The organism is Pseudoalteromonas sp. SR43-2 (assembly GCF_014163885.1).
Taxonomy (GTDB): Bacteria; Pseudomonadota; Gammaproteobacteria; order Enterobacterales; family Alteromonadaceae; genus Pseudoalteromonas; species Pseudoalteromonas distincta.
In genome coordinates, this window is record NZ_JACJED010000004.1 from 245580 (window position 1) to 264222 (window position 18643).

General features: G+C 38.4%; 22 protein-coding genes. 6 read left to right on the plus strand and 16 right to left on the minus strand.

The annotated features are described in order from the left end of the window. Positions 1–45: 45 nt before the first annotated feature. Positions 46–1671 carry a pyridoxal-dependent aspartate 1-decarboxylase PanP gene (gene panP / locus H5120_RS05315; RefSeq protein WP_182673815.1) on the minus strand — a complete coding sequence of 542 codons (1626 nt, stop codon included), beginning with the start codon at positions 1669–1671 and terminating at the stop codon, positions 46–48. Between the two features lie 264 nt (positions 1672–1935). On the opposite strand from panP, the gene H5120_RS05320 reads away from it, so the two are divergent. Continuing rightward, positions 1936–3816, plus strand: coding sequence for a GGDEF domain-containing protein (locus H5120_RS05320; RefSeq protein WP_033020723.1), 1881 nt, complete (start codon positions 1936–1938; stop codon positions 3814–3816). A 195-nt stretch (positions 3817–4011) separates the two neighbouring features. Here the strand turns inward: H5120_RS05320 and H5120_RS05325 are convergent, their stop codons facing one another. From H5120_RS05325 to folB, 8 genes are all read right to left on the minus strand, one after another. Further along, positions 4012–4689: a tRNA (guanosine(46)-N(7))-methyltransferase TrmB gene (locus H5120_RS05325; RefSeq protein ID WP_182670784.1), complete on the minus strand. Its 678-nt coding sequence runs from the start codon at positions 4687–4689 to the stop codon at positions 4012–4014. Next, complete coding sequence (locus H5120_RS05330) at positions 4689–5456, minus strand: ABC transporter permease (protein ID WP_002961025.1); 768 nt, start codon at positions 5454–5456, stop codon at positions 4689–4691. The genes H5120_RS05325 and H5120_RS05330 overlap by 1 nt, the downstream gene beginning before the upstream one ends. Then, positions 5457–6386, minus strand: coding sequence for an ABC transporter ATP-binding protein (locus tag H5120_RS05335; protein WP_024595485.1), 930 nt, complete (start codon positions 6384–6386; stop codon positions 5457–5459). Then, a complete protein-coding gene (locus tag H5120_RS05340) occupies positions 6386–7006 on the minus strand; it encodes a flavin prenyltransferase UbiX (protein WP_182673816.1) in 621 nt (206 codons plus the stop codon). The genes H5120_RS05335 and H5120_RS05340 overlap by 1 nt, the downstream gene beginning before the upstream one ends. A 1-nt stretch (position 7007) precedes the next feature. Continuing rightward, a complete protein-coding gene (mpl, locus tag H5120_RS05345; RefSeq protein ID WP_182673817.1) occupies positions 7008–8363 on the minus strand; it encodes a UDP-N-acetylmuramate:L-alanyl-gamma-D-glutamyl-meso-diaminopimelate ligase in 1356 nt (451 codons plus the stop codon). A gap of 175 nt (positions 8364–8538) precedes the next feature. Further along, complete coding sequence (locus H5120_RS05350; RefSeq protein WP_149603106.1) at positions 8539–9339, minus strand: undecaprenyl-diphosphate phosphatase; 801 nt, start codon at positions 9337–9339, stop codon at positions 8539–8541. Continuing rightward, positions 9336–9824, minus strand: coding sequence for a 2-amino-4-hydroxy-6-hydroxymethyldihydropteridine diphosphokinase (folK, locus tag H5120_RS05355; protein ID WP_024604057.1), 489 nt, complete (start codon positions 9822–9824; stop codon positions 9336–9338). Before folK ends, H5120_RS05350 begins: the two co-directional genes overlap by 4 nt. Further along, positions 9825–10184, minus strand: a complete 360-nt coding sequence (gene folB / locus H5120_RS05360) for a dihydroneopterin aldolase (RefSeq protein WP_024604056.1) — start codon at positions 10182–10184, stop codon at positions 9825–9827. A 230-nt stretch (positions 10185–10414) separates the two neighbouring features. Here folB and plsY point away from each other — a divergent pair, with 230 nt between their 5' ends. Beyond that, on the plus strand, positions 10415–11026 hold the full coding sequence (plsY, locus tag H5120_RS05365) for a glycerol-3-phosphate 1-O-acyltransferase PlsY (protein ID WP_002961038.1): 612 nt from the start codon (positions 10415–10417) through the stop codon (positions 11024–11026). Between the two features lie 11 nt (positions 11027–11037). Here plsY and tsaD read toward each other — a convergent pair whose 3' ends face one another. The 3 genes from tsaD to H5120_RS05380 are packed head-to-tail and all read right to left on the minus strand — an operon-like array spanning position 11038 to position 13026. Then, positions 11038–12051 carry a tRNA (adenosine(37)-N6)-threonylcarbamoyltransferase complex transferase subunit TsaD gene (tsaD, locus tag H5120_RS05370; protein WP_165744224.1) on the minus strand — a complete coding sequence of 338 codons (1014 nt, stop codon included), beginning with the start codon at positions 12049–12051 and terminating at the stop codon, positions 11038–11040. Positions 12052–12089: 38 nt separating this feature from the next. After that, positions 12090–12680, minus strand: coding sequence for a YjaG family protein (locus H5120_RS05375; RefSeq protein ID WP_182670777.1), 591 nt, complete (start codon positions 12678–12680; stop codon positions 12090–12092). Continuing rightward, positions 12673–13026 carry a DUF2007 domain-containing protein gene (locus H5120_RS05380; RefSeq protein WP_002961041.1) on the minus strand — a complete coding sequence of 118 codons (354 nt, stop codon included), beginning with the start codon at positions 13024–13026 and terminating at the stop codon, positions 12673–12675. Before H5120_RS05380 ends, H5120_RS05375 begins: the two co-directional genes overlap by 8 nt. Before the next feature lie 75 nt (positions 13027–13101). Here H5120_RS05380 and H5120_RS05385 point away from each other — a divergent pair, with 75 nt between their 5' ends. The 3 genes from H5120_RS05385 to H5120_RS05395 all read left to right on the plus strand — a co-directional run bounded on the left by H5120_RS05385 (position 13102) and on the right by H5120_RS05395 (position 15499). After that, complete coding sequence (locus H5120_RS05385; RefSeq protein WP_182670776.1) at positions 13102–13524, plus strand: DUF2721 domain-containing protein; 423 nt, start codon at positions 13102–13104, stop codon at positions 13522–13524. A gap of 378 nt (positions 13525–13902) precedes the next feature. Further along, positions 13903–14787 (plus strand): LysR family transcriptional regulator, encoded by an 885-nt coding sequence (locus H5120_RS05390; RefSeq protein WP_182673818.1) that lies wholly within the window; start codon positions 13903–13905, stop codon positions 14785–14787. A gap of 91 nt (positions 14788–14878) precedes the next feature. Then, entirely contained in the window at positions 14879–15499 is a 621-nt protein-coding gene (locus H5120_RS05395) for a 2OG-Fe(II) oxygenase (RefSeq protein WP_002961046.1), read from the plus strand. Positions 15500–15537: 38 nt separating this feature from the next. Here the strand turns inward: H5120_RS05395 and ubiA are convergent, their stop codons facing one another. Together ubiA and H5120_RS05405 are read right to left on the minus strand one after the other, a co-directional pair. After that, on the minus strand, positions 15538–16416 hold the full coding sequence (ubiA, locus tag H5120_RS05400) for a 4-hydroxybenzoate octaprenyltransferase (protein WP_182673819.1): 879 nt from the start codon (positions 16414–16416) through the stop codon (positions 15538–15540). Then, on the minus strand, positions 16413–16952 hold the full coding sequence (locus H5120_RS05405) for a chorismate lyase (RefSeq protein WP_182673820.1): 540 nt from the start codon (positions 16950–16952) through the stop codon (positions 16413–16415). The genes ubiA and H5120_RS05405 overlap by 4 nt, the downstream gene beginning before the upstream one ends. 154 nt (positions 16953–17106) lie before the next feature. On the opposite strand from H5120_RS05405, the gene H5120_RS05410 reads away from it, so the two are divergent. Continuing rightward, entirely contained in the window at positions 17107–17505 is a 399-nt protein-coding gene (locus H5120_RS05410) for a flagellar basal body-associated protein FliL (protein WP_002961049.1), read from the plus strand. Between the two features lie 3 nt (positions 17506–17508). On the opposite strand, the gene glpG is transcribed toward H5120_RS05410, so the two are convergent. Then, positions 17509–18327: a rhomboid family intramembrane serine protease GlpG gene (gene glpG / locus H5120_RS05415; protein ID WP_182673821.1), complete on the minus strand. Its 819-nt coding sequence runs from the start codon at positions 18325–18327 to the stop codon at positions 17509–17511. Then, a complete protein-coding gene (glpE, locus tag H5120_RS05420) occupies positions 18324–18641 on the minus strand; it encodes a thiosulfate sulfurtransferase GlpE (RefSeq protein ID WP_010554397.1) in 318 nt (105 codons plus the stop codon). The genes glpG and glpE overlap by 4 nt, the downstream gene beginning before the upstream one ends. Between the last annotated feature and the right edge of the window lie 2 nt (positions 18642–18643).

Below are 18643 nucleotides of genomic sequence, written 5' to 3' on the forward strand. Positions count from 1 at the left end.
TTGATATTAAAAAAGGGTCCTTATGGACCCTTTTTTGTATTTAGATTACATATACTTTCTCAAGTATTTTTTGAATACCGGATCTGTTGCAGCCAACTCTTTTTGCTCAGCTAATATCTCTTTTAAAATAGCGCCTGAGGTAAGCGGGTTAGCAAGAACCACTCTAAATACAACCGTTGGTTGATTGTCGTATTTAGAAGGCGTTAAGCGTGTACGTGATACAAATGAGCGACCAGACTCGCGTTGACGCTTTTGCATACTGGCAGTAAAACGGTTCAGTGAAGCAAAAATATCTAACCGAGTTGCAGCATCTGCATCGGCTATTGCTTGTTTAATTTGCTTAGGTACATAACGATACGTTAATAAGCACAACTCAGGCTCCGAAATAAGCTCAAAGTCTTCATCAGCCTTAATTAAATCAGCAAAGTAATGTGCTTTTTTGATGCTTCGATCAATCAGCATTTCGTAACCTTTGCGACCAATAACACGTAAGCAAGCGTGTACTAACATTGCCATACCCGGTCGGCTGCCTTCAAGCGTGTGGCTACCTAAGTCTTTTGAACCTTTACGTAATATATACTCAGCGTGATGCTCTATTGCATCAGTTGCAGCGGGGTCTTTAAATAAAACCAAACCCGCTCCCATTGGTACATACATTTGTTTATGTGCATCGATGGTAATTGAATCTGCTCGCTCAATCCCTTTTAGTAAAGGACGGTGCGTACTCGATAAAAGGGTCGCTCCCCCCCATGCAGCATCTACATGAAAATGGCAGTTAATGTCTTGTGCTAAGTCGGCCATTTCATCAAGTGGGTCAATATTACCGGTTTCGGTTGTCCCCGCGACCCCAATAATCGCCATTACTTTAATGCCTTGCGCTTCAAGCTCACGTGCTTTTTCACGCATAGCTGTTACATCGACTTTATTATTTTCGCAGGTTTTAATACCAATTAAGTTATCGCGACCAATGCCGAGTAAATCAACCGATTTACCTAATGAGTAATGCCCGCGTTCTGATATTAATACCGCTAAACCTTTATAACCGTAATGCAGTATACCGGCAATTAAGCCTTGTGCGCCGATACCTCTAAAATCGCCATCAGGTTTTAATAAGCGGTTTCGCGCAATCCAAAGCGCTGTAATATTAGCAACCGTACCACCAGAGCAAAATGCACCTAATGAGGTTTTAGCACTGTGCATCCATTTAGAATAAAATGAGTCTTCTTGCCCATAAGCTAAATGATGCATCATCCCAAGCACTTGACGCTCAAGAGGCGTAAACGCTTTAGATGTTTCTATTTTTACTAGATTTTGATTTAGCCCTACCATCAATTTTGACAGCGGTAATAAAAAGTGCGGCAAGGCAGAGGTCATGTGACCAATAAAACTAGGCGCAGCTGTATGCACAGAATGTGCAACAAGTTGCTCCATTATGTCTTGGGCATAAGCAGAGACAAACGTTGGATCTTCTGGGATCACTGCCGATTGAAAATCTTTTTCTATTTCATGTAATGGTTTTTCAATTGCCGCTATATTTTCGTTTAGAAAACCTGCTAAATTACTCGAAATTTCAAGCTCGATTTTGCTTAAAGTTGAGTCTGGCGCTTCAGGTACAGTAAATATACGCTTAAGGCTTTCTTTAGAGGCGACGGCACAACGCTTTTGATCCATCTTAATACCTAGTGTGTGTAGCTAAAACACGCGCTTACCCATCAAAAACGCCTACTTATTAGGACATTTGGAGCAATCGTGTTTCTTTAAAAATTGCGCTAACTTTACTGCAATATAACTAAAATGTCTCGTTTAAACCTATAAAAGCAATCAAAGCGATGACAAAAAAATGATAATTTAATTAAAACTCTACCAAACCTAATTATTTATTGGGCATTTACTTATTTTGGGTATAATAAATTTGATAACAAAAAAGGGACACATATGCCAGAAGGAAGAGTCAAAGTTAGTTGGATAGTGGCAGGCTTTAGCTTGTTTTTAATAAGCTTGCTAACCTACGTTTACTACACTTACCAAACCACGCGTGCTGAAATAATGCAGTCAGTTGATAATCGCTTACTTAATGCCGCCACCAGCGTTAAACATATTTTAGGTGACGATTATTTAAGTGCGGTTAATCAAGGCGATAATATAAGTTTTTCTTACTATCAAGATAAAAGTAAACAACTCTCTGAATTTGCTCAAGCACTTGATATTGCTTATGTCTATTCAATGATTTTAAAAGACGGTAAGGTGCTTTTTAGCTCATCAAGCTACACGCAAGACGATCAGAATAATGGCAAGGTAACTCAATTTTTAGATCTCTACCCTGAAGCTACCGATGCAAATATAAGTGCTTTTTATTCAACAGAGCCAGTATTTGAAATATCGAGCGATCAGTGGGGCCACTTTAAAACAATTTTTATTCCTTACGTTGACCCAATTAACGGCAATACCTATTTAACGGGTGCCGATATAACTATTTATGACTTAAACGAGAAACTTAAAGAAAGCGTATCAAAAGCTGCTGCAATGGCTAGCTTCTTCTTTTTTATCGCGATACTTGTTGCCGCCATATATATTTATTTACTAAAACGGTCTTTAGCAACTGACTCAAGTACTGGTTTTTCAAATCATATTGCTCTTGAGTACTTTATTAAAAAAAGTAATGCACATCACATGCAATTAGCCGTTATTTGGGTTAATGAAATAGAAGATATAAACAGTTTTTATGGCACTGAAGTGGGTGACAAGGTAATGAAAAACTTACTTATTCACTTTAAACTTAGAAGCTCTACGCATTGCCATATATACAGACTAGCAACAAATAAAATAGTATTACTCGCGCCTAAGGAAATGAGTAATGACGAATTTACCGACCTCGTAAAAACATATAACTTTAATACACCGGTATTAACTGACCCTTTTATCTACATAACCCTATGTGCAGGTATTGCCAGTGGTAATAAATCGCTACTACTTGAAAACGCTCATATAGCAGCGCTGCAAGCTAAACAAGGCAGGCATAGTGTAGTTAACTACTCAAAAGCGCTACACGATGTAAAAACGCAATATCAATACAATGTAGAGATGGCTAAAGAAGTGCGAGAAGCGTTTGATAACAATCGTATAGTGCCTTACTTTCAACCCATTATTGACACAAATACCAATAAGGTCGTTCAATACGAATGTTTAGCTCGAATGGTAACAGCGCAAGGGGAAGTATTAAAACCTGATGCATTTTTAAATGTTGTTACCCGCTCAAGAATGGACGGAATACTTACCCGTACTATATTTTCACAATGTGTTAGTCGCTTTAGAAAAACCGATATTTGCTGGAGTTTAAATATAACAGCACAAGATATGCTCGATCCTAATTTAAGTGAGTTTATTGCGGACGAACTTAAGCGCTACCCGCATCCAGGTAATATCACATTAGAGCTTTTAGAAACCCAAGCTATTGCCAACTTCTCTGAAGTAAAAGCATTTATTGGAATGGTTAAAACGAAAGGCGTTAAGGTTATTATTGATGACTTTGGTAGTGGTTATTCAAATATATCAAACGTACTTAAGCTTGAAGTAGATGGTATTAAATTAGATGGCGCACTAATAAAGCAAATAGTGAATGACAAAGATATCTACTTGTTTATTGAGCATATAGCCAGCTTTGCTAATCAACTTGGTTTACAATTAATGGCAGAATCGGTAGAAAATACAACCATAGTAACCGCACTTAAAAAGGCGAATGTGACACTAATGCAAGGCAACTATTTTGCCCACCCAGTGCCACATGTTAATACGGTTACAGAAGAATTAGCACTTTAACTTACTTTGACTAGGGCGTGTTGATCTTTGTGGATTGAAATTTGTTCAATCTAGGGGCGATTAAATCGCGGCGCGAGGTTTGTAATCTAGTGGGCAAGTAAAAACTGAGCAACAAAGAGTTAATCGTCCCTAGAAAGAACCCAAAGGGCAGCACATGTTTGGTCTTTATGCTGCTGCAAAATCAATCACGAAAGGTCAACACGCCCTAGGTAAGTTAATAACGAGTCGGTGGCTTTGCTGGCCACTGGCCCAGTATTTACGCTCAAAAGGCGTAATTGCATCGTCTGACTCATAAAGTGTTACATCGCAAGGGTTGCCTGTTAATTCAAGCGCCCGAGCAAACTCCTTAACGTAAATATCCCAATTGCTGCGCACTTCTAATTTTCCACCTAACTTAACGATAAATGGAAAAATAGCTGCGCCATGCCAGCGCCTACGAATATGCTTAGATTTAGGCCACGGGTTTGGATACAACAAATAATGGTGCGTAGGTTGCCAATTGGCGGCTACCGCTAAACGCCAAAAGTCATTTAAATCTGCTTGCACTAAGATGTACTGACCACTGTCGGTTTGCTTATATTCAACATCGTGCTTATCTAATCGGTGCGAAGATTTATCAATACCAATTATAAGTGCGTCAGGGTGGCGCTTAGCTAAGTTAGCTGAGCTTTCACCCACGCCACAACACGAGTCCAAAATAAGCGGACCACTAAAGGCTTGTACTTTAGCGTTTACTTCATCAAATGCGGCCTGAGTATGCGCTGCAATCGGTTTTTTAAACTCAGCCTCTAAGTGCTTATTTACTATTTCATCAAGCTTTTCGTGAATACCCGCTTGATTAGATACAATACTACGTGAATTTGCATCACTCATTAGTGTCTTAGCCCCACACCTTTTTTAATTAAAGTTAGCGCTAAAGTAAATAACACCGTAATAAACACCAAAATAACACCTAGCGCTACACTTAAATCAACATCCGACACACCTAAAAAGCCATAGCGAAATGCATTTACCATGTAAATAATAGGATTTATTTGCGATACGTTTTGCCAAAATTCTGGCAATAACGTTATTGAATAAAATACACCGCCTAAGTAAGTTAATGGCGTTAGTATAAAGGTGGGAATAATGCTTATATCGTCAAAGCTATTTGCGTAAATTGCATTAATTAAACCACCTAAAGCAAACACAGCTGAGGTTAAAATAACGGTCGCCATAATTACAAAAATATTATGAATTTGAATATCAACAAATAACAACGATACACAGGTAACTATAAAGCCCACCATAATACCACGCGTCATACCGCCGCCCATATAACCCAGTACAATGATGTAATTAGGCACTGGTGCAACTAAAAGCTCTTCAATGCTTTTTTGAAATTTTGTTGAGTAAAAACTAGAGGCTACGTTGGAATAGGAATTAGTAATAACCGACATCATTATAAGACCAGGTACAATAAACTCCATATAACTAAAGCCGCCCATATCACCAATACGTGAACCAATTAAGTTACCAAAAATAACAAAATATAAGCTCATCGTAATTGCTGGCGGCACTAAGGTTTGTACCCAGATACGTAAAAAACGAATACACTCTTTAATCCATAAACTCTTTAAGGCTACGCCATATTTAAACATTTATTCGCCCCGCCCTTGCTCTAGTAATCCTACAAATAACTCTTCTAGTCTGTTTGCTTTATTTCGCATACTCAATACTGTATTTCCTTGGGTTGTTAATGCGCTAAATACCGCATTTAAGCCCTGTGATTTAGCGACTTCTACTTCAACAGTATGATCGTCCGTCATCGTAAACTTATAACCTTCAAGCGTGACAGGGTTTGCTGGCATTTTTAAATCTAAAATAAAGGTTTCTTTATCAAGTTTTGCAAGCAGCGCTTTAATGGTGGTGTTTTCAACAATTCGACCAGAATCAATAATCGCTATGTTTTTACACAGTAACTCAGCTTCCTCAAGGTAGTGTGTGGTTAAAATAATAGTAACGCCTTGCTCATTTATTTGGCGTAAAAAATCCCACATTGAACGACGAAGTTCTATGTCTACACCCGCTGTTGGCTCATCAAGTATAAGTAATTTTGGCTCGTGCATAAGGGCGCGTGCAATCATTAATCGACGTTTCATTCCGCCTGAAAGCGTACGTGCTTGCTTGTCTTTTTTCTCTAATAAACCCAGCTGTGCTAGGTATTTATCAGCACGTTTATGGGCTTCGCCACGTGGCACACCATAATAACCGGCTTGGTTAACCAGTATTTGGCTAAGCGTTTCAAACTGGCTAAAGTTAAATTCTTGCGGCACTAAGCCTAAATGCGCTTTTGCAGCTTCTAAATCAGTATCAATATCACAGCCAAATACTTCTACCTTGCCTTTTGTTTTATTAACAAGTGACGAAATAACACCAATAGTGGTTGATTTACCGGCTCCATTTGGACCAAGCAAAGCGAAAAAATCGCCCTCTTCAACTTGTAAATCAACGCCTTTAATTGCCTCAACACCATTTTTATAAACCTTGGTAAGGCCTTCTATATTTAAAGCAATATTTTGCTTATTCATTACTTACCCTCACCATAACCCCAACGTTTTGTTAGGTTATGCTCAATGTTTAAATGATCTAAAATTCTCGCCACCATAAAATCAACTAAGTCTTCGATACTTTGTGGCTTATGATAAAAACCAGGTGCGGCTGGCATAATTGTTACCCCTAAACGAGATAACTTAAGCATGTTTTCTAAATGAATTTCGTTAAATGGTGTTTCGCGAGGCACTAAAATGAGCTGTCCGCGTTCTTTAATTACCACATCAGCGGCGCGCTCTAATAAATTATCAGACGCCCCCACTGCAATTGCAGAAACCGACCCGGCACTACATGGGCATACTACCATTTTTTTAGGAGCAGCAGAGCCCGAAGCCACAGGGCTAAACCAGTTATCTTTACCGTATACTTTTAGCTGTTCAAGTTTGGCATTAAACAGCGTACTTAACTGCTCTGTGGCTTTATCTTCATTACCAGAGAGCTTAATATTTGATTCTGTATCAAGCACCACGCGTGCTGCACTTGAAATGAGAACGTAGACCTGAAATTGCTGCTCTAGTAATACTTCAAGTAACCTAAGCCCATAAGGCGCACCCGATGCACCACTAAAAGCGAGCGTAATTCTATCTTTAAATTGCACACTATTCTCCGCTGTATTTATCAGCTAAGCCATCAACAAGGTGTTGATGAAGGCCATTAAAGCCGCCATTGCTCATAATTAAAATATGCTGATTAGGCTCAATATTTTCAAGCACCGTATCAATAATTGTTTGCGTGCTGCTAAAGCACTGCATGCCTGCTTTATCTGCTTGCTCTTTTAGCGACCAATTTAGATTCTCTGGTTCAAAAAGTAGTACCTCGTCAGCATCACGCAGTGAATCTAATAATGTATGTTGGTGTACGCCCATTTTCATTGTGTTTGAGCGCGGCTCTAAAATAGCGATAATTTTTTCATCGCCTACTTTTGCCCGCAAGCCCGCAAGCGTTGTTTTAATTGCCGTTGGATGATGCGCAAAGTCGTCATACACATTAATATTATTTATATCAGCCTTAAGCTCCATACGCCTTTTAGGGCTAATAAATTCTCCTAACGCATCAATACTATGATCAATGGCTATACCCACATGGCGCGCTGCTGCGATAGTCATAATCGCATTTTTAACGTTATGCTCGCCTATTGCTTGCCAACAGACAGTGCCCTGCTTTTCGCCATTAAGTAATACATTAAACTCACTTCCATCGGCTTTTATTAATTCATAGCTCCAATCATCGCCTAGAGTTTCGCTTTCGCTCCAAAGCCCTTGTGCTATTACGTCATTAACCGCTACGTCTTGCTTTGGCCAAATTACCTTGCCGCTTTGAGGTAATGTACGCATTAAGTGATGAAATTGTTTTTTTATTGCGTTTAAATCTTCAAAAATATCAGCGTGATCGAATTCAAGATTATTTAAGATAAGTGTACGCGGGAGGTAGTGTACAAACTTACTGCGCTTATCAAAAAAAGCAGTGTCGTATTCATCGGCTTCAATAACAAAAAATGGCGTTTCACCCACTTTTGCCGATACACCAAAATTTTGCACTATGCCGCCAATTAAAAACCCTGGTTTTAAACCTGCGTACTCTAATACCCACGCAAGCATACTTGCTGTGGTTGTTTTACCATGCGTACCAGCAACCGCAAGCACCCAAGAATCTTGCAGTAAGTTATGCTTAAGCCACTCAGGGCCAGATGTATAAGGCAGACCTTTATCAAGCACATATTCAACACATGGGTTACCCCGGCTCATTGCATTACCAATAACGACCATATCTGGCTTTGGCTCTAATTGAGATACGTCATAGCCTTGAGTTAGTTCAATGCCAAGCTCTTCAAGTTGCGTACTCATTGGTGGGTAAACGTTTTGATCGGAACCCGTTACTTTATGACCCAACGATTTAGCAATGGCTGCAATACCACCCATAAACGTGCCACAAATACCCAAAATATGTATATGCATATACTTTCCTTAAATCGTATGCTCACTTTACAGCTATGCAAAGTTTAATGGCGCTATAATGCCAAAATTCGTGCTTAGTTACCATTGCGAGTAAGCACTTCACTCGTGCCAAAATGACCACTTGATAATAAAAAAGCCTTCTTAATTAGAAGGCTTTTTTATTAGTCATTATTTGCTACATCATTAAAAATACTATTAAACCTACACCGAGCAATAAACGATATATCACAAATGGCAACATGCCCATTCGCTCTATTACTTTTAAAAACATAAATATACATGCATAAGCCGATAAGAACGATAGCACTACACCTAGTAATAATGTATTCCAATCAACCACATGGTCACCCAAAGCAAGCTCTGCAGTATAATAAAGCCCCATCATAGAAATAATTGGAATTGCCAGTAAGAACGAAAAACGCGCTGCGCTTTGCTTATTCATTCCAAGCATTAAACCAGCAGTCATCGTGATACCTGAGCGAGAAGTTCCCGGGATCATTGCAACAGCTTGTGCAAAACCAATAATAAGTGCTGTTTTCCAATTAAGCTGATAAATAGTTTTAATTTGCTTACCTTTTGCATCCGCGTACCAAAGCAATAAACCAAACACAATTGTGGTAGTAGCAATTACCCAAGCGCTTCGTAGGTACAACTCTATAAAGTCTTTTAAAAGTAAGCCTAAAATAGCGGCAGGCACAGTGCCTAAAATTATCCACCAACCTAGCTTACTATCATCAGTAGTACCCTGTGCTCCAAAGGATTTAAACCACGCACTGAGTATGTCGACGACCTCTTTGCGAAAATAAATAACAACGGCAATTAAAGTACCAACATGTACTGCCACGTCAAACGCAAGCCCTTGATCTTCCCAGCCTAAAATTTGCGATGGGAGAATTAAGTGCGCAGAACTAGATATTGGTAAAAACTCAGTAAATCCCTGTATGAGGGCTAAAATAATTATTTCGATGATACTCATGGGTTAGAAAACTCCACCTTCCATAGCTTTTGTTGAGGGTTATTATATTCATTCCATAACTGCGCAATCGTTTGTTTAGCTACAGGATGATAGAAATCTGGGGCAACCTCGCTAAGAGGTTGTAATACAAATGCGTTTTTAGTTATTTCATCTCGTGGTAATTGTGCTGGAGAAGCGCAAATTACATCATCATAAAATAGTAAATCTAAATCGAGCGTTCGTGGACTAAACTTTTTATCGTTCGCTGTGCGTCCATTATCACGCTCTATTTGTTTTAATAAAGCGCATACATCAACAAGCGACATATCAGTTGTAGCGCCAACGACTGAATTATAAAAATTATTGCCAGCAAACCCTACTGCTTCACTTTCAAAAACAGACGAGTGTACAATATGTTCAAAGTGCTGCTTAAGTGCAATTAATGCACATTGTATATAATGCGCTTTATTTATATTTGACCCTAGGCTGATATAAATTTGAGCCATTTAGTCAGTTGCCTTAACACGTGTAATTTCAACACCTACAGTTTGCGCTTGTGCTACTGCTGCTGGTTTACTTACTCTTATGGTAACTTGTGGAGTATTAAACTCGCTTAAAATAATATGCGCTAATTGTTCAACTAAAGTTTCTAGCAACTCTACAGGTTTTAAAGTGCAGTGCTCAATAACTCGCTCACTTACTTTTGAGTAATCGAGTGCTAAATTAATATCGTCATTTTCAGCTGCAGGCTTAATATCGCTTAGCATTTCAATATCAAAATAAAGGCTCTGTTTACTTTCTTTTTCAAAGTCGTACACTCCAATAATAGTGTCGACGTGCAATTGAGATATAAAAACCTTATCCATTGATACTCCAAATAACAACAAACTACTAAGCAACTATACTAAGCATGAATAAAATTAATACTGTATATGGTTTAGCCAGTGTTTAAATATGTAAAAATAACTTCTACAATAGCAAAATAACTAAACTAGCTATTAAATAGCCCGTTAATAATTTTTACGATAAATTTTGCTGCCAATAATAGCCTAAAAGCACTATCAATTGGTATAGCAATTAAAAAATAAGGAAGCGCGTGTTAGCCACTATAATGTTTGTTTTAGCTTATTTACTTGGGTCGATTTCGTCGGCTATTTTAGTGTCGCGGTTGTTCAAACTCCCAGACCCTCGTAATAGTGGTTCTAACAACCCAGGAGCTACAAATGTTTATAGATTAGGCGGAGCATTTCCGGCTTGCTTGGTTCTAGTGTTTGATATTTTAAAAGGCACTATTCCGGTATGGGGGGCTTATTTTTTAGAAGTTGAACCTTTAGAGCTTGGTTTAGTCGCAGTAGCTGCTTGTTTAGGCCATATGTACCCACTGTTTTTTAGCTTCAAAGGCGGTAAAGCCGTAGCAACGGCATTTGGCTCATTATTACCTATTGGCTTGTCATTGGCAGGTTTACTTGTGTGTACTTGGTTAGTTATAGTGGCAATAACACGCTATTCATCACTGGCAGCGCTTGTAGCTGTATCTTTAGCGCCCTTGTATACATGGCTAATAAAGCCACTTTATACTCTTCCCGTTACTTTTATCACGCTGTTAATTATATTTCGTCACCGTACTAATATTATTCGATTATTTAGTGGGGAAGAACCAAAAGTGGGTGCTAAAAAAGCACCCACCGATGAAAACAAAAATATCTAAAATATGATTCATTAAATCGGCTCAAGGCTATCTATAGGCCAACGAGGTTTTGTTTTCATATCAAGCGTGGCAAATTGCCCTGCTTTTAAGCGTTGCATTCCAGCATAAGCAATCATTGCACCATTGTCGGTACAAAATTCAGTACGCGGATAAAACACTTCGCCTTTCATACCTTTCATTACGCGTTCGAGCTGCAGTCGAAGCTGTGTATTTGCACTCACACCACCGGCGATGACCAAACGCTTAATACCTGTTTGTTTAAGCGCACGCTTGCACTTAATAACGAGGGTATCAATAACCGCAGTTTGAAATGCATGCGCTATATCAGCTTTGGTTTGATCATCGTCGTCATTTTCACGAATCGTGATTGATGCCGCTGTTTTTAAACCACTAAAACTAAAATCAAGACCTGGCTTGTCGGTCATAGGGCGAGGAAATACAAAGCGCTTTGCTACGCCTTGTTCAGCCATTTTAGCTAAGCGTGGGCCACCGGGGTAATCAAGACCAAGTAACTTAGCCGTTTTATCAAAGGCCTCGCCTGCGGCATCATCAACTGACTCACCTAGTACTTCGTATTGTCCAATACCCGCTACTTTAACCATCATGGTATGACCGCCCGATACAAGCAATGCAATAAACGGAAACTCAGGGGTATTTTCCTCAAGCATCGGAGCAAGTAAATGCCCTTCCATGTGATGTACTGCTACCGCAGGTATATCCCAGCCGTATGCTAATGAACGACCAATAGACGTACCTACCAATAATGCACCAACTAGACCTGGGCCTGCAGTATAAGCAATACCGTCTAAATCTTCAGGGCCACAACCTGCTTGTGCAAAAGCTGCATCTATAAGTGGTAATGTTTTACGAACATGATCGCGCGATGCAAGTTCCGGCACTACACCGCCGTAATCAGCGTGTACTTTTACTTGGCTGTATAATTGATGAGCTAACAAGCCTTTTTCGTCATCATATATTGCAATACCCGTTTCATCACATGACGATTCAATGCCTAAAATTCGCACTGTACTTCTCCTGCCTTTTAAATTCTACTTTGCTTCTTTTATAACGTAAGACCAATATTTGTTTGGCCATCTTCAAGGGCAAACTTTTTTAGTGCCTTTACGCTATCAGAGGTAATACGCCCCATATTTTCTACAAAATCAATTAGCTCACCTAATACTTCAATTTCGTACTGCATTAATGGGTGCTCTCTCACTGCTGTGTTATCTGCAACCTCACCTTCAACCGTCATTTGGTATTCAATAAAGCGAGCCACTGTTGCTTGAGATATTTTGCTCACACTAATGAACTCTTGCTCATCTTGCGCCACTAAACCGTGCATTAAGCTAAGTAAAGACGTTGCAGCATCAATAGCAGGATAAGTACCAAACATATCAAAATCAGCAAGTTCAGGAACATTTGGCTCTATTTTTTCAACTTGTTTTTCGAGATCTATTTTACTTTTAGGCAGTAATATTTTTTCCCAACAAACATTAAGCGAATTACGCAATAAGGTTTCATCACCAAACCCCGTTGCCTCGCTAAATAAACCGTAATTTGGCAGCATTCGCTCTATTAAAGCACTTGCTAACACGGCCTTTTGTAAATAGTTAAGCTCTCTAATACGCTGAAAATTATTTGCTTTAGTCATTCTTTAACGTCTCACACGACCAACAAAAATCAAATGTTGATCCATTATGCTCATTACAATTAGGGCATACCCAATCTGGAGCGGATTGTTTTACTTGTTGATAGTTTACCAATATTTGCCGCGCATGGCGCTCTTTTATCGCATAAACCTGCACACTAACTTGCGCCTGATCATATGGAATTTCTCCAAGCGCCCCTTGGAGCATCTCGCCTTTAATTTTACACTCTATTCCAGCAGTTTGTATTAAGCCTTTTACGATATTCGCTTCCAAGGTATTTTCAGCTTTATAAATTGTAACCCATTGAAAAGAGCTATCTGTTGAATTGTTATTATTAATATTTTGCAATATTCACCTCATTTATTTTGTGTTAACAATATCCTGCGCTAGATTATTAGCATGCTGTACTTTTAAGGAATAAACATGACACTAACAACCCCAGGCTTACTTTTTCCGGCCATATCGCTGCTATTACTTGCCTATACAAACCGATTTTTAGTTTTAGCGCAATTAATTAGGGAGCTAAATGCGCGGGAGGGTGAATCTATTCGGCCTGTTGTAGTGGCTCAAATCACTAACTTACGCAAACGTATTAAGCTAATTAGAACGATGCAGGTGTACGGGGTAGCCTCTTTTCTACTGTGTACACTATCAATGTTTGCATTATTTATTGAGTTTAATACCACAGGAATTATTTTATTTGGCATTAGCTTAGCTTGCTTAAGTTTATCGTTATTAACGTCTTTATTTGAAATACATATTTCCTGTGATGCAATCGAGATAGAACTGCAAAGCATTGAAAATAAACCACTAAGCAGCCGAATAAATAGAAATTTTGTAAAATAGAGTATTATAAATAAAACACTCTATTATTTGTCACAATCATGTTGTATGAACGCCCCTTTTTGGGGCGTACTTTTTTATTAATTAGAACAATTTAATCCAAATATACTAACTAACTTACTGACTACAAATAAGTTTGCTTAGATAACCCATTGCAAAAATATAGATAAAATACAATAAACAACTAGTTATGAATTTAAAAAGTAATACTATTTGGTCGCTTTACTCTTTAATTAATACTAAAAGGGGGGTATCCTGCTGGAAACACGTATGAACTTACAAACGTATTTCAATATAGAATTTTACTAAACTTTAGAATAAAAAATTAATGTATTTGATGCCAGTGGTATCTGCGACTTACTTATAAAAAGGGACTATAAAGTGAGATTTGAACAATTAGAGCAATTTGTAGCACTTGGTGTATTACGTCATTTTAGACAAGCTGCTGAACAAACCCAAATTAGTACTTCAGCGCTAACGCGCAGCATTCAAACACTTGAAGATGAAATGGGATATGAATTAGTTAAACGCTCAACACGCTCAGTTAAATTAACGCCAGAAGGCGAACTTTTTCTAGAATATGCTAAAACAACCCTATCGGAACTTGAGCTAACGAAAAAGCGGATTTTTCAATCAGTAAACGGTAATGCCAATGAAAAGCTCGTTATTGGGTATACCAATAAGGCAAGCAGCATAGTACCTATTTCTTGTGGACAGTTTTTAGCTCAATACCCTCATATAAAAATTGAGATGCAGCTACAAGATCAGCAAGAGCTAACACGCAAACTCCAACAGGGTGAAATAGATATAAGCGTATACTCTCAAGCTATTAACAGCATTGGTAGTGACATTCACTTACCAGATCAGCTTGTATTATTTGTTTCAAAAAACCACCCTCTTGCCCATAAAAACGATATAAGTAAACAAAACCTTGATAGCTACCCGATGTTTGGCTGTTTCTCTGAGTCTAAACAAGTACAAACTATGCTTAATGAAGCAATTGATTCTTTAAATAAATCATCAAGTATTAAAGTGGGCAGTATTGAGCAAGTAATGGCAGGTGTAGTTAAATCAGATCATTTTGCTATTGCAAGCATTGAACATGCTAATGCAATCGCAGAGAATTCTGAATTAGTACAACTTAAAACAAATAAAGATTTAAACCACGAACAACTCGTTGTACAAACAAGCCAACAGACGTCGATTACTGAACATGTAGAGCATTTACTATCGCTTATAAAAAAAGCGGGTGCTGCATTTAGCTAATCTGATATTTCAAAAAGTGCGGCACAATAAACAGTAGCTTTTAACAGCTTTTCGGCTACACTGTCGCACCTTTTTTAAACAGCTGATGTGAATGAACACACTTTTTGGTCCTGATGTCTATTTAGATGATATAGAACGCCAAGGATATACCGTAATTCATAACGCGCTTATTGCCGATTTAGTTAACGATTTAGTTGCAGACTGCCACCGTATAAACCCTCACTTTAGCCTTGCTGGTATTGGTCGATTAAATGACTTACAAATAGATAAAACCGTACGTACTGATAAAACCTATTGGTTTGACGGCAGCTCTCAAGCACAGCTTACCTATCAAGCAATAATGCAAAGTATAAAGACCACGTTAAATCGCAGTTTTTTTATGGGGTTATTTGATTACGAATGCCATTATGCAAAATATACACAGGGTGATTTTTACAAAAAGCACTTAGATGCATTTAAAGGTCGCTCTAATCGAGTATTTACAACGGTACTTTATTTAAATACGCCTAAGCAAGGTGGCGAACTTGTTATTTATAAACCTAAAAGTAAAGAGATAGAAATAACAATTAAACCAACTGCTGGCACATTAGTAATGTTTGAAAGCGAACGCTTTGCCCACGAAGTACTTCCCGCCGTTGACGATCGCTATTCTATTGCAGGCTGGTTTAGAAAAAACGCCTCTATTAGCGGCATTATTGATCCGCCTCGATAACTCCTAATAGAGCATTTTAACAGCCTTTATTGAGGCTTTTAAAATGCTATTGGGTATGAAAGTAATAACCCTATAAAGATAGCCAAACCCACGTAATGATTATTTAAAAACGCTTTAAAACAGGCATCTCTTTCACGTTTATGAATAAGCGTTTGTTGGTATGCCAATAGGCCCGCAGCAATACTTAAACCAACGCCAAACGCGACACTTAAATGATTGCTTATACCAATAAAAGCAACCAACGCTATAAATACAGCATTAAGTAAAAAGATAATATGGCGGTCGTATTTACCAAATAAAATAGCGGTTGATTTTACCCCTATTTTTAAATCGTCGTCCCTGTCAACCATCGCATATATGGTGTCGTAAGCCACTGTCCAGCAAATATTGGCTATAAATAATAACCATGCCTGCTGTGGTAGTGCATTAATTGAAGCCATATACGCCATAGGAATAGCCCAACCAAATGCAGCCCCTAAAACAACTTGAGGTAACTGTGTATAGCGCTTCATAAAGGGGTAACAAAAGGCTAAAGCCAAAGCACCAAAAGAAAGCAAAATAGTATTAACGCTAAGCATTAATACTAAAATGAACGCAATAACTATGAGTAGTAAAAATAGACTAAGTGCTTCACCACTACCCACCTGCCCTGAAGCTAGCGGCCGTTGAGCTGTGCGTTTTACCGAGCCGTCTATTTTTCTATCTGCAAAATCATTAATTACACACCCTGCGCTACGCATAACAACAACGCCCAGCGTGAATATAATAAGGTTGAGTAAGCTCGGCATCCCACTATTAGCAAGCCATAAAGCCCAGTATGTTGGCCAAAGTAATAACAAGGTACCAATGGGCTTATCTATACGCATTAACTGTATATAATAAGGAATATGTTTTGGCTTTAAAGCGGCTAATTTCATGAGTATAAATATGCTCCAGGTAAAAACACTTCACACACTAAAAACTTATATTCTTTGAGTGAGAATACACTTCGACGCCCTAGTAAGTTTTTCTCGGGTAAGTTCAATTTTGTAACTAATTGCTGAATAGGGTGCGTGTCATCAAAATAAGCAATTTCTATATCCGTTCGTTTTAATGCTGGGTCTTGAAAAATCACATCACCTAAAGGACGCTCGCCCATATTGTGCAAAGGATTAATAGAATCATTTTTAGGAAGCCAGCTTTGTGCGTACACCACAGGTTTGTTATCGCACAGTAAGAGAACTTCTCTATTAATAGCTGTTTTAGCTGTGCTGTTTAGTAGTAAGTTTTGCTCTGGGCTCAAAGTAAATAACTGCTCACTTAATACCTTTACATTAAAAGTTTTTGAGTTACTTTTTAATTTAGCCGTTAATGAATTCTGTTCAAAAAGCCACTCTCGCTCTAGAGGAGATAAGTCACTTATATAAGAAGTGGACTGCCAATTAGCAGATATAGACAGAGGATAAGTAATCACAATAGCTCAACAAAATAAAAAACTACGAGATGATACCATTGCCAAAGCTTTTGAAAAAGTGATGTTTTATAACCATAAATAATTGCTTGGCGCTGTTTATTACCTACTATTAAGTATAAACTATTTGTAACAAGTTTTAAGAAACGCTTTAAATATGAAAAAAATAGTATACGCAGGTCTTTTTACGTTCTTTGTAAGCGTTATAAGCTTTACAGCTCGTGCTGAATCCACAGTTGGTTATTTTGGTTTTGAGCCAGATATAATCACCAACTACATTGGCGCATCAAGTAAAAAAATGGGCTATGTGCGTGTAACTATTGATTTAATGCTTACTGATACTTCTGATATTGCAGTGGTTGAACACCACACGCCATTACTTCGTGATGCCCTAGTAGAGATTTTATCTAAAGAACCAGAAGAAAAAATAAAATCACTTACTGGCCGTGAAGAAATACGTGCAAAGTGCGCCGAAAAACTAAAAAGCCTGCTAAAAGAAGAAACAGGACAAGAGATCATCCGTGAAGTCTTGTTCACTAAATATTTATATCATTAGTATTTAACGTTTTGCGTTAAATATTTTGGCGGTATAGGCAAAAGCCATACCGCTAAGTAACCCACCTAAGTGCGCCCAATTAGCCATACCTACAAACAATACATCAGCAAACCCAAGCACTAACCAAATCAACATAAAGCCAACAATAGCCGTACTTACAAGCGCAGGCTTGTTAGGATTTAAAAAGCTATGAATCCAGCAAAAACCAAGTAGCCCATACACCACACCACTCAAGCCGCCAAAATTGGGGCCAACCATTAAGTATTGTGCCCAATTACTTATAAGTGCAGTTACTAAAAACAAACCTATTAGGGTGAGTTTTCCGCATTGTTTTTCGATATTGTCACCAAGCGACATCCACCAAATTAAATTAAACACTATATGCATCGCGCTAAAATGTACGAGGGCGGGCGTTAACCAACTTAAAGGCTGCGTAGGTTTAAACTGCATCATGGTGTAAATGGTCTCAATACCACCTAGTAAAAAAGCAAAATAGATTATAACGCTTACAATACTTACGGTTTGATTTAACCAGCTAAGCGCTTTAAATCGCGTCATTAGATTAAGTGATTGCCCTTGGTATTTAAGCGGCGATTGTGTGCTACCTACATCCCATGAAGCTTGTTGATAGCGTTCATGGTTAGGGTTTTGTGTAAATTCGGCCCATAAAGGTTGTATTTGATGAAAATGCTCAGGCGCAACACTAATAATGACATTGCTACCATCTGAGGAGCTTAATTGTCCTTGTAAACCTTGGCTTTTTAAATAATCTATAAAGCCCTGTGCGGCGCGCGGGTTATTTAAACTGCCAAGCTCTATCATCGCTCTACTTTCTCGCTGTAAGCAGCTTCCCAAGCTGTAAAGCCGCCATCCATACTGTAAACGTCTTCAAAACCTTGCTCAACTAAGTAGCTAGCTGCGCCTTGTGAACTCATACCGTGGTAGCAGACAATAATAATTGGCTGATCGAATTCTTTTTCCATCATAAATTGTGCGATATTACCGTTAGAAAGTGCTTCTGAGCCTGGAATGCGACCGGCTTGATACGAATTAGGATCGCGAATATCTGCAATTACCACGTCTTCTTTATCTAAAAGCTCTAACGTTTGCGCTATAGAAATATGTTTAAATGCCATTG